We start from the raw sequence: 10,814 nt of genomic DNA, 5'->3' as shown, positions 1-10,814 counted from the left end.
GGCGCGCCGCCGCCCCCCCCCCCCGGGGGGGGGGGGGGGGGGGGGGGGGCCCCCCCCCCCCCGCGGGGGGGGCCCCCCGCCGGCCCGGGGGGCGCCCGCGGGGAGAGGAACGTCAGCAGCCGTACATGACGAGCTTGAACGAGCGGTAGTGGTCGGAGGTGTAGTAGTCCTCCTGGCTGCGCTCGCCGGTCACGATGCGCCGCGCACCGCGGTCGGAGGAGCCGGGGGTCTTCACGGTGTACTCGTGGTAGTAGCCGCGCGACTGCTTGGGCAGCAGGTTCTCGCGGTTCTGGAAGACGGTGCCGTCCTGCGGGTAGGGGAACGGGCCACCCCGGTCGATCAGCCGGAGGGTGTCGTGCGCCTGCGAGGGCAGCGCGTTGTAGCAGATGCTGCCGACGGCCGCTCGGGAGAGGGTCACGGACGCGGTGGAGGCCGCGTGGTCAACGGTCGGCGTGGCCGCCACGGCCGGGCCGCCGACGAGCAGAGACGTGGCGAGGGCGCCGAGGGCGCCAATGCGCGCGATGCGTGGGGGAATCCTCATGGGACCTAGCATGACGCGCGTAGACCATGGCATGTCAACGACAACTCGCCGATGTTTCCCAGGAGTTCACGGGACCCGACCCGGCTCCACTCTCCATCCAGAATTTGCCCCAGAGGCAAAACTTTTGCCTGCGGGGCACGGTCCGGCTATACCGGACACATGACCTCGCTGCCCGAGGAGTCCGCAGCGGAGCTGCCCACGGTCGCGCCCCGCCTGCGCGACCTGCGGCGACGCTCCGGACTCACGCTGGAGTCGGCCGCCCAGCGCGCCGGCCTCTCCCCCGCCCACCTCTCACGGCTGGAGACCGGCCGCCGCCAGCCCTCGCTGCCGATGCTGCTGGTACTGGCACGGATGTACGGCTCCACGGTATCCGACCTGCTCGGCGAGGCACCCGCCGAGCAGGACCCGATCGTGCGGGCCGACCGCATGGAAGCGTCCCCGGCCGGCGGCTGGACGTACTGGCGCGGCGGCGGCTCCGGCCGCGCCATGCAGGCGCTGCGCGTCCACGTACCGCTCGCCGGCGTCCAGGACGACCTGGTGCGGGTGCATCCGGGCGAGGAGTGGCTGTACGTGCTGAGCGGGCGGCTGCGGCTGGCGCTCGGCGACGCGGTGCACGAGCTCGCCACCGGCGACGCCGCGCACTTCGACTCGATGACCCCGCACCGGATCGCCGCCGCCTCGCCGGGCGGCGCCGAGCTGCTGTTCCTGCACACCCTGCTCCAGAGCGGCACGTCCGGGCTGTGCCTGGGCGACCGCGGCCACCGCGTCATCGGAAGGACCGATCCCACATGACCGAGCAGACGCCGCCCGCCGACCTCCGCAGCGGCCGAGCCCCGCGCCCCGACCAGCCGCCCGCGCCGCACGCGCCCGTCCCGGCCCCGGCCCCCGCCCCGGCCGCGGGCGCGGACGAGGGCGAGGCCCCGGCCGGCAAGGCGATGAACGAGGAGGACCGCGCGCCCTGGGGCCTGACCATCCGGGTCTCGTTCTACCTGGTGGGCGTGCACATCTTCGCGGCCTTCCTGTTCCTCCTCTTCCACCTCGGAGCCAAGTAGCCCACCGACCGGCCGACCCCGAGCCGACACCGGCCCGAATCGACCATCAACTCCCTTACGAGAAACGACAGTTGAAGCACACTCCACCTCAACTGCAAGCCTTCGACGGCGCACTTGTCGGCCCGTAAAGCGGTCCGCAACACGGCGGCGAACGCGGCGCGGATCATGCCACGGACAAATCCCCAGCTATCAGCGATCGCAGCATGTGGACGGCGCAGTGCGGGACTTCGTGGGCGGGTAGGCTGCCGAGGGCCGGTCGGTCGGCGGGCCCGCCCCGTACACCGGCCGTCCACCGCCGTCTCGAAAGGATGTCGACGTGCCGTCGTCCGCCCGGTCCAAGACCGCCTCCTCCACCAGCTCGGGCGGCGTCCAATCCCTCGAACGCGCCTTTGACCTCCTGGAGCGGATGGCCGACGCCGGGGGCGAGGTCGGGCTCAGCGAGTTGTCCGCGAGCAGCGGGCTGCCGCTGCCCACCATCCACCGGCTGATGCGCACCCTGGTCGCCTCCGGTTACGTGCGCCAGCAGCCCAACCGGCGCTACTCGCTCGGGCCGCGGCTGATCCGGCTCGGCGAGAGCGCGTCCCGGCTGCTGGGGACCTGGGCGCGGCCGTATCTGACGCGGCTGGTGGAGGAGACCGGCGAGACGGCCAACATGGCACTGCTCGACGGCGACGAGGTGGTCTACGTGGCGCAGGTGCCGTCCCGGCACTCGATGCGGATGTTCACCGAGGTCGGCCGGCGGGTGCTGCCCCACGCGACGGGCGTGGGCAAGGCGCTGCTCGCGCACGCGTCGGACGATGCGGTCCGGGCCCTGCTCGCACGGACCGGGATGCCGGCCGCGACCGAGTTGACGCTCACCACGCCCGAGGGTTTCCTCGCGGCCCTGGAGACCGTACGGACCACGGGGTACGCGGTGGACGACAACGAGCAGGAGATCGGCGTGCGGTGCCTGGCCGTGCCGGTGCCGGACGCGCCGACGGCCGCGGCCATCTCCGTATCGGGCCCCGCAGGCCGGGTGACGGAGGCCGCCACCGACACCATCGTGCCGCTACTGAAAGAGGTGGCCCGCGACCTGTCGCAGGCCCTCGCCACCGCCGGGTCCCGCTGAGGGCTGCGGGGTCTGCCGGGGGCCACGGGGGGCCTGCCGGGCGCGCGGATGGGTCCGGCGGCGGGCCGTCAGGGGGACGGACGGCCCGCCCGGGTTCAGCGATCCGTCGGACGTTCCTGCTGGTACGGCACCGCGCCGAACTGGTCGATGGCGGCCCTGACCGCGGCCACCGAGACGCCCAGTGCGCTCACCGATCCCAGCGAACTCGCTATCAGCAACAGCGAACGCCGCAGCACCGGCACCTCGGCGCGGCCCTCGCGGACCATCGCCTCCAGCGCCGTGAGCTGTTCGTCCGCTACGGCCCGGTCCGGCAACTCAGCCGGATACGCGGCCAGTTCACACCGCAACCTGGACACCGCACGTCCCAACTCGAACGCCTTCGGGTCCGCTTCGACACCAACGGGCCACCGGTGTCCCACCGCTGCCGCGCCCTCCACCACCAAGACGTCGGATGGCCGACCGCACCACGCTTCATCGCTTGGTAACACTGACCGCCTCCCCATCTCCTGTGTCCGCCCGCGGCCTTCCGCGCCCCACGTACACACGGAAGACGCGGCTCAGTTAACGCCACGCTCCGCACAGCGCGCTATACGCAGGGCGAAAACCGGTCGCCAAAGCCGGCTAAAACGGCCGGCGGAGACGGGTGGATTAGGACTGGTCTTCGACCTCAAGCGCATTGCGCCACACCGTGAGGTCGATCTTGATGTAGTCGCTCGGGTCGGACTCGGGCGCGAAGCCGTTGAAGGTGACCAGCCCGATGTGCCCGGAGCCGGTACGGACGCAGATGCGGGCGCCCTTGGGGATGCGGTCGAAGTTGATCGTGGTGGCGAACCGGGTCTCGGTGCGGCAGGTGTCGAGCGAGCCCTCTTGCGCATTGTTGAGCAGCACCAGCTTGCTGCCGTTCGACTGGGTGCTGAGCGAGCGGTCGCCGAGGCTGTTGGTGTAGACGACGTCGTTCTTGGTGTCGCCGTCGTCCGGCTTGATGGGGTCGGCGGCGAAGAACAGGTGGTAGTCGTCGGGCAGGTTGATGCCGTTGTACTGCACCGGCTTCGGGTCCGGGATCACGGTCGGCGCCGTCGGGCTCGCGCTGTCGGAGCCGTCGGACGTCCCGTCCGGCGTGCTGGTCGGCGGCCCGCTGGCCGTGTCCTTGGGCTGGCCGGGCGTCCCGGCGGACTTCTTCTTGCCGTCGCCCTGCTCCGCCGGGCCCGCCTGGTCCGCCTGGTCCGTCTTCTTGTCGTCGTCCTTGAGCAGGACGTACGTGGTGGCCCCGCCCGCGGCGGCGAACACCAGCAACCCCGCAGCGCCGAGCGCCACCAGCTTGCCCCGACCGCGCTTGCGCGGCGGCGTGCCGTCACCGCCGCCCGCCGCGGCGCTCGGGGCGCCCGGCGACTGAGCGCCGAAACCGCCGGCCCCGGTGGCCTGCTGCCCGGGGCCGGCCGTGGCGTAACCGGCCGGGCCGAAGCCGGCCGGGTGCTGCCCGGCGGCGGGCGCCTGCGGGTAGCCGTACGCCTGCTGGGCACCGGCCGGCTGGTGCGGATAGCCGTAGGGGTGCGCGGCGGCCGGCGCGTGCGGGGCGGGGGCCGCGGGGTGCGGGGCGGGCGTTGCGTGGGGGGCCGACTGCTGTGGCGCAGGGGGCTGGTGGAGGTGCTGTGGCTGTGAGGTCGGTTGGGGGGTCGGGTGGGGCTGCGGGGCAGGGGGCGGCGTGAGTGCCGGGGTGCTCGCGGGCGTGCCGGCCGGGGTGCTCGGGGGCGGGGCGGCGGCGTGCGGCGGGGCGGTCGGTTGCGGAGTGGCCTGGGCCGGTGCGGCGGCGGGGTGCGGAGTGGCCTGGGCCGGGGTGATGGCCGGTGGTGCCGTGGCCGGTGGTGCGGGTGTCGCGGGCGGGGTCGCGTGGGCCGCCGGCGGCTGGGCCGGGTAGGCCGGCGCGGGTGCCTGGGCGGGCGCCGGGGGTGTGGTGGGCGCGGCGGGCGCCGCGGTGAAGTCCGCCGCCGGCGCACCGCCACTGACCAGCGGCCCCGCGTCCTCGGCCGGGCCGGCCTCGCGGGCCGCCGCCTCCGCGGCGCGCACCAGCGGCTCCAGGTCGTCGGCGGTCACCGCGGACCGCGTCACCACACCGGTCGCGGTGCCCTGGGCGCCGTCGACCGTGGCGATCACCGTGAGCGTACGGCCGCGGGTGACGCCGTTGGTGGTCAGCGCGTTGCGGGCCCAGCGCAGGTTGGCGCTTGAGTGCTCGTCCGCGATCACCACGCAGCCGTCGGCGCGGGAGAGCTCAAGGGTGCGTTCGACGATCTCGTGCGGGGTGCTGCTGTGGGGAGTGGCGCTCATCGCCCGGCCTCCTGCGTGGTGTTCAGGATGTTCACATTGCGGAACAGCGCGGAGGGGCAGCCGTGCGAGACGGCGGCGACCTGGCCCGGCTGGGCCTTGCCGCAGTTGAACGCCCCGCCGAGGACGTACGTCTGCGGGCCGCCGACCGCGCTCATCGAGCCCCAGAAGTCGGTGGTGGTCGCCTGGTAGGCCACGTCGCGGAGCTGACCGGCCAGCCGGCCGTTCTCGATCTTGAAGAAGCGCTGTCCGGTGAACTGGAAGTTGTACCGCTGCATGTCGATCGACCAGGACCGGTCGCCCACCACGTAGATGCCGCGCTCCACGTCCCCGATCAGCTCGTCGGTGGAGGGCCCGTCCGGCGCCGGCTGGAGCGAGACGTTCGCCATCCGCTGCACCGGTACGTGGCCGGGGGAGTCGGCGTACGCGCAGCCGTTGGAGCGCTCGAAGCCGGTCAGCGCGGCGATCCGACGGTCGAGCTGGTAGCCCACCAGGGTGCCGCCCTTGACCAGGTCCCAGGACTGCGCGGCCACCCCCTCGTCGTCGAAACCGATGGTGGCGAGCCCGTGCTCGGCGGTGCGGTCCCCGGTCACGTTCATGATCGGCGAGCCGTACGCCAGCGTGCCCAGTTGGTCGAAGGTGGCGAACGAGGTGCCCGCGTACGCCGCCTCGTACCCCAGCGCGCGGTCGAGCTCGGTGGCGTGGCCGATCGACTCGTGAATGGTCAGCCACAGGTTGGACGGGTCGACGACCAGGTCGTACGCGCCGGCTTCGACCGCGGGCGCGCGCATCTTCTCGGCCAGCAGGTCGGGGATGCCGGCGAGCTCCGCGTCCCAGTCCCAGCCGGTGCCCGTCAGGTACTCCCAGCCGCGGCCGACCGGCGGCGCCAGCGTGCGCATCGAGTCGAACTCGCCCGTCGCCGGGTCCACCGCCACCGCCGTCAGCGTCGGGTGCAGCCGCACCCGCTGCTGGGTGGTCACGGTGCCCGCGGTGTCCGCGTAGAACTTGTTCTCGTGCACCGTCAGCAGCGAGGCGTCCGCGTGCGCCACGCCGTCGGCGGCCAGCAGCCGCTCGCTCCACTGCGCCAGCAGCCCGGTCTTGTCCGCGTCCGGCACCGCGAACGGGTCGATCTCGTACGCGGAGACCCAGGTCTGGTCCGCATGCACCGGCTCGGCCGCGAGCTCCACCGCGTCGCTGGCCCCGGCCGCCTTGCTGACCTGCGCGGACAGCTTGGCCATCGCCACCGCTTGGCCGGCCACCCGGGCCGCCGCGTCCATCGTCAGGTCCACGCCGGAGGCGAAGCCCCAGGCCCCGCCGTGCACCACCCGCACCGCGTACCCGAGCTCCGTGCTGTCGGAGGAGCCGGCCAGCTTGGCGTCGCGCAACCGCCACGACGCGCTGCGCACCCGCTCGAAGCGGAAGTCCGCGTGCGCGGCGCCGAGCGCCCAGGCCCGGGCGCGCGCCGCATCGGCCAGTGCGCGCAACGGCAGGGCGAGGAAGGTCTCATCAATCTCGTGCGCCACGGGCGCCTCACCTTCTCCATGAACTCGATTCGTGATCGCAGTGAATCACGCGGCCTCGCCGGGCCGGCACGGTTTTGGCGCAGCGCCCGACCGGGCGCCCGGAGCGGCATCCGGAGCGGTCCGGCGCCCCTGCCGCGGCGCGGTGCCCGCCCGCGGTGCGCCCCCTGCCGGGCCGCGTGGCCCCACCGTCACGGAGCGTGGTCGGCCCTGCTCGCGACGGGCCGGAGGCCGCCCGTACCGACTTCTGTAGGGACCCCACAGTGCGCGCCGTACGCCCCTGTGGGAGGCGGCTTCCCCGTTGTGGCCTCAGGACCGATAGTTTTTGGGGTATCCAGACCGCTGATCGAAAGGGTGAACCCTTGAGCCGCTCGGTTCTCGTCACCGGAGGAAACCGGGGCATCGGCCTCGCCATCGCTCGCGCGTTCGCCGACGCGGGGGACAAGGTCGCCATCACCTACCGCTCCGGCGAGCCCCCGGCCGGGTTCCTCGCCGTCAAGTGCGACATCACTGAGCCGGAGCAGGTCGAGCAGGCGTACAAGGAGATCGAGGAGAAGCAGGGCCCGGTCGAGGTGCTGATCGCCAACGCCGGCGTGACCCGTGACCAACTGCTGATGCGCATGTCGGAGGAGGACTTCAGCACGGTCCTTGAGACCAACCTCACCGGCACCTTCCGCGTCGTCAAGCGCGCCAACCGCGCCATGCTGCGCGCCCGCAAGGGCCGTATCGTGCTGATCTCCTCCGTGGTGGGTCTCCTCGGCTCCGCGGGGCAGGCGAACTACGCCGCCTCCAAGGCCGGTCTGGTGGGCTTCGCCCGCTCCCTCGCCCGCGAACTCGGGTCGCGCAACATCACCGTGAACGTCGTCGCCCCCGGCTTCGTCGACACGGACATGACCCGGGCGCTCAGCGACGAGCAGCGGGAGGGCATCGTGAAGCAGGTACCCCTGGGCCGCTACGCCCAGGTTGAGGAGATCGCTGCCTCGGTCCGCTTCCTGGCCTCCGACGAGGCCGCGTACATCACTGGAGCCGTCATTCCCGTCGACGGCGGATTGGGCATGGGTCACTGAACGACATGAGTGGAATCCTCGCAGGCAAGCGCATCCTGGTCACCGGCGTCCTCACCGACCACTCGATCGCCTTCCACGCCGCCAAGGTGGCGCAGGAGGAGGGCGCGGAGGTCATCCTGACCGGCTTCGGCCGGATCACGCTGGTGCAGCGGATCGCCAAGCGGCTGCCCAAGCCCGCGCCGGTCATCGAGCTCGACGTGCAGAACCAGGAGCACCTGGACACCCTCGCGGACAAGATCCGCGAGCACTCCAGCGACGACACCGGCCTGGACGGCATCGTGCACTCGATCGCCTTCGGCCCCCAGGGCGCGTTCAACTTCCTGGAGGCGAGCTGGGACGACGTCTCGACGGCGCTGCACGTCTCGTCGTACTCGCTGAAGTCGCTGACCACGGCCTGCCTGCCGCTGATGGAGGAGCGCGGCGGCTCCATCGTCGGCATCACCTTCGACGGCTCGATCGCCTGGCCGAAGTACGACTGGATGGGCGTGGCGAAGGCCGCGCTGGAGTCCACCGGCCGCTACCTCGCCCGTGACCTGGGTGCCAAGAACATCCGCTGCAACATGATCTCGGCCGGCCCGATCAAGTCGATGGCCGCCAAGTCCATCCCGGGCTTCGAGGAACTGGCCGACGTCTGGAACCACCGGGCCCCGATCGGCTGGGACCTCTCCGACCCGGAGCCCGCCGGCCGCGGCGTGGTCGGGCTGCTGTCCGACTTCTTCCCGAAGACCACCGGCGAGGTCGTCCACGTCGACGGTGGCGTGCACATGATGGGTGCCTGACCCTCGACGGGCCACCCACCCGCTCGCGCCCGACGCCCGCTTCGCCCTCCTGGCGGAGCGGGCGTCCGGCATCTCAAGTCGTGCACCGGCGCTGACCCGGCGACACTGTGGGAGAGCCGGGGGAGCAACCCCCGGCCGCCTGGCCCGGAGGTGTCGGCGTGAGCGTGTCCCGCCGCCGGACGGCCGCCGTCGCACTCGCCACGGCCGGCCTGTGCGCCCTACTGGTCCCGCCGGCCGACGCCGCGCCGACCGAGGCGGAGTGCCGGACCTCGGTACGCGGCAGCCTGGCCACCGCCGTCTGCTTCAACCCGGACGCCGACGCGGACCGCGTCCAACTGCACGTGGAGTGCGCCCGCTGGTGGGACCCGGACGTGGACGGCCGCCCCGTCGAAGTGGGCCCGGCCCGTGCCGTGACCCTCGCCGACCGCTGCTGGATGGAGATCCGGGGCGTCTGGGTCACCCACGCCTGAGCCGCCCCGGCCGCGGCCCGGGCCGGCAGCGCCGCGCCGCCGCCGTCAGCCCCCGCTGCCCTCCCGTACGACGTGTCGCCCGTCCTCGGATACGTGGCAACTGTAGGGATGCGCGCTCGCCTCGGCGGCGGCCCGCACCTCGTCCCGGTCGCGGATGGCCGCCACCAGCCGGGCGTGGTCCACGTACGACTCGGGGCGCAGCCGTTCCCCGACGTCGGCCCGGAGGAACGAGATCAGCACCATGCCGAGGTCCGCGTACAACTGGGTCAGCACGTCGTTGTGGGACGCGGCGACCACGGCCCTGTGGAGCGAACCGTCCGCCGCCACGAAGCTCTCCGCGTCACCCGACTCCCAGGCCAGCTCGCGCCGCTCCAACAGGGCGGTGAGCTGGTGCATGTCGTGGTCGGTGCGCCGCCGCGCGGCCAGCCTGGCCGCCTCCGCCTCCAACGCGCTGCGCAACTCGGCGATGTGCAGCGGGTCGGCGTCGGCGAACCTGCGGTTCATCACGCCGGCCAACTCGCTGGTGGCGACCACGTAGGTGCCCGAGCCCTGCCGGATGTCGAGCAGACCGTTGTGCGCGAGGGCGCGGACCGCCTCGCGGACGGTGTTACGGGCCACGCCGAGTTGCTCGACGAGCTCGGGTTCGGTCGGGATGCGCGAGCCGACCGGCCATTCGCCGCTGGTGATCTGGGCACGGAGCTGGGCGATCACCTGATCGGCGAGCGCGGAACGCCGGGGCGAGGTCAGCGGCATGGCTCTCCTGGGCGGGGGCGGCTGGTGGGCTGGCGAAGCCCCCATGATGCCGCGCGGAGGCCGGGGTGTGGGGCGTGGGTGGGGGCGGGGTGCGTGGAGCCCGGGCCTGCGGGGCCGGACCGGGTGGGCTCGGGGCGCGGCTCCGCAGCCGTTCCCGTTCGTGGGCCTGGCGCCGCGACCGCCCGCGGGTTCGGCGTCACAACCGTCTGTCGGGCCGGTGCGGGCGGCTGCACGGGTGGGGCCGATCGGCGGGCCCGTGCGGCCCGCTTATCGACTGGACAGATATTCATCCCATGATTCTATGATGGCTTCCATGACAGACGACGACCTTGCGCGGGACGGCCGCCCACCCGTCCGGCGCGGCGGGCCCCGGCCGGCGGCCGGACGACCCCCCGCCGCCGGCACCTCCACGGCCGTGGACGTCCAGGACGCCCCGGCAGCCGCGGGTACGGCGCCCGCAGCAGGCGCAGCGGATGCGGATGCCGTCGATGCGGCGGGCGCCGTCGGCGCACCGGCTGCGGGCGGGTCGGCCGCGCCCGGGCGGCCGTGGCAGCGCCATCTGCTCGTCGCCGGTCTCGTCCTCGCCGCGCTCAACCTCAGGCCCGCCATCACCAGCCTCGGCGCGCTGCTCGAAGAGGTGCGGGACGGACTCGGGATGAGCGGCACCGTCGCCGGCGCGCTCACCTCGATGCCGGCCCTGTGCTTCGCGGCCTTCGGGCTGACCGCGCCCCGACTGGCCCGGCGCTGGGGCCAGGAGACCGTGGTCTGCGCGGGTCTGGTCGCCATCGGCCTCGGCGTCCTGGTCCGGCCCTTCGCCGGCGGCACCGTGGGCTTCCTGCTGGCCAGCGCGCTCGCCCTGGCCGGCATAGCGGTGAGCAACATCCTGCTGCCGGTGATCGTCAAGCGGCGCTTCCCGGACCGGGTGGGCCCGATGACCGGCCTCTACACCATGGCACTGGCCGTCGGCACCTCGGTCGCCGCGGCGAGCACCGTCCCGGTCACCGACGCCCTGGGCGGCAGTTGGCGGGCCGGCCTCGTGGTGTGGGGCGCGCTCGCCGTGGCGGCCCTGCGTCCCCGGGGGGGGGTAGCCCGCCGCCCCCCGACCCCCCGGGGGGGGGGGGGGGGGCCCCCCGGGGGGCGGGGGGGCGGGGCCCGCCCGGGGGGGGGGGGCCACGGCCAGGGAGGCTCGGAAGCGGCTCTCTCCG

General features: G+C 73.6%; 12 protein-coding genes. 7 read left to right on the top strand and 5 right to left on the bottom strand.

Annotation, left to right across the window (positions count from 1 at the left end):
• Positions 1-112 precede the first annotated feature (112 nt).
• Complete coding sequence (locus AAHZ94_RS19320) at positions 113-541, bottom strand: guanyl-specific ribonuclease (protein WP_349994219.1); 429 nt, start codon at positions 539-541, stop codon at positions 113-115.
• Positions 542-700: 159 nt separating this feature from the next.
• Here AAHZ94_RS19320 and AAHZ94_RS19315 point away from each other — a divergent pair, with 159 nt between their 5' ends.
• The 3 genes from AAHZ94_RS19315 (at position 701) to AAHZ94_RS19305 (ending at position 2,701) form a co-directional block, all read left to right on the top strand.
• The gene (locus tag AAHZ94_RS19315) at positions 701-1,333 is read left to right on the top strand and encodes a helix-turn-helix domain-containing protein (protein ID WP_349994218.1); all 633 of its coding nucleotides are present in this window, start codon (positions 701-703) and stop codon (positions 1,331-1,333) included.
• Positions 1,330-1,593, top strand: coding sequence for a DUF6126 family protein (locus tag AAHZ94_RS19310; RefSeq protein ID WP_349994217.1), 264 nt, complete (start codon positions 1,330-1,332; stop codon positions 1,591-1,593). Before AAHZ94_RS19315 ends, AAHZ94_RS19310 begins: the two co-directional genes overlap by 4 nt.
• Positions 1,594-1,909: 316 nt before the next feature.
• The gene (locus tag AAHZ94_RS19305) at positions 1,910-2,701 is read left to right on the top strand and encodes an IclR family transcriptional regulator (RefSeq protein WP_349994216.1); all 792 of its coding nucleotides are present in this window, start codon (positions 1,910-1,912) and stop codon (positions 2,699-2,701) included.
• A gap of 95 nt (positions 2,702-2,796) precedes the next feature.
• Here the strand turns inward: AAHZ94_RS19305 and AAHZ94_RS19300 are convergent, their stop codons facing one another.
• The 3 genes from AAHZ94_RS19300 to AAHZ94_RS19290 form a co-directional block, all read right to left on the bottom strand.
• Positions 2,797-3,189: a DUF5955 family protein gene (locus tag AAHZ94_RS19300; protein ID WP_349994215.1), complete on the bottom strand. Its 393-nt coding sequence runs from the start codon at positions 3,187-3,189 to the stop codon at positions 2,797-2,799.
• A gap of 160 nt (positions 3,190-3,349) precedes the next feature.
• Positions 3,350-5,023, bottom strand: a complete 1,674-nt coding sequence (locus AAHZ94_RS19295) for a hypothetical protein (protein WP_349994214.1) — start codon at positions 5,021-5,023, stop codon at positions 3,350-3,352.
• Positions 5,020-6,543: a TldD/PmbA family protein gene (locus AAHZ94_RS19290; protein ID WP_349994213.1), complete on the bottom strand. Its 1,524-nt coding sequence runs from the start codon at positions 6,541-6,543 to the stop codon at positions 5,020-5,022. The genes AAHZ94_RS19295 and AAHZ94_RS19290 overlap by 4 nt, the downstream gene beginning before the upstream one ends.
• 359 nt (positions 6,544-6,902) lie before the next feature.
• Between AAHZ94_RS19290 and fabG the strand changes: the two genes are divergently transcribed.
• The 3 genes from fabG (at position 6,903) to AAHZ94_RS19275 (ending at position 8,856) form a co-directional block, all read left to right on the top strand.
• Positions 6,903-7,607: a 3-oxoacyl-[acyl-carrier-protein] reductase gene (gene fabG / locus AAHZ94_RS19285; protein WP_349994212.1), complete on the top strand. Its 705-nt coding sequence runs from the start codon at positions 6,903-6,905 to the stop codon at positions 7,605-7,607.
• 5 nt (positions 7,608-7,612) lie between these two features.
• Positions 7,613-8,386: an enoyl-ACP reductase FabI gene (gene fabI, locus AAHZ94_RS19280; protein ID WP_349994211.1), complete on the top strand. Its 774-nt coding sequence runs from the start codon at positions 7,613-7,615 to the stop codon at positions 8,384-8,386.
• A gap of 158 nt (positions 8,387-8,544) precedes the next feature.
• Positions 8,545-8,856 carry a hypothetical protein gene (locus tag AAHZ94_RS19275; protein ID WP_349994210.1) on the top strand — a complete coding sequence of 104 codons (312 nt, stop codon included), beginning with the start codon at positions 8,545-8,547 and terminating at the stop codon, positions 8,854-8,856.
• Between the two features lie 45 nt (positions 8,857-8,901).
• Here AAHZ94_RS19275 and AAHZ94_RS19270 read toward each other — a convergent pair whose 3' ends face one another.
• Entirely contained in the window at positions 8,902-9,609 is a 708-nt protein-coding gene (locus AAHZ94_RS19270; protein WP_349994209.1) for a FadR/GntR family transcriptional regulator, read from the bottom strand.
• A 313-nt stretch (positions 9,610-9,922) separates the two neighbouring features.
• Here AAHZ94_RS19270 and AAHZ94_RS19265 point away from each other — a divergent pair.
• Positions 9,923-10,814: MFS transporter (locus AAHZ94_RS19265; protein ID WP_349994208.1), on the top strand; the 892-nt coding region annotated here is incomplete at its 3' end.

The organism is Streptomyces sp. HSW2009, assembly GCF_040240285.1.
Classification (GTDB): domain Bacteria; phylum Actinomycetota; class Actinomycetes; order Streptomycetales; family Streptomycetaceae; genus Streptomyces.
This window is presented reverse-complemented; position numbering and strand designations above follow the sequence as displayed.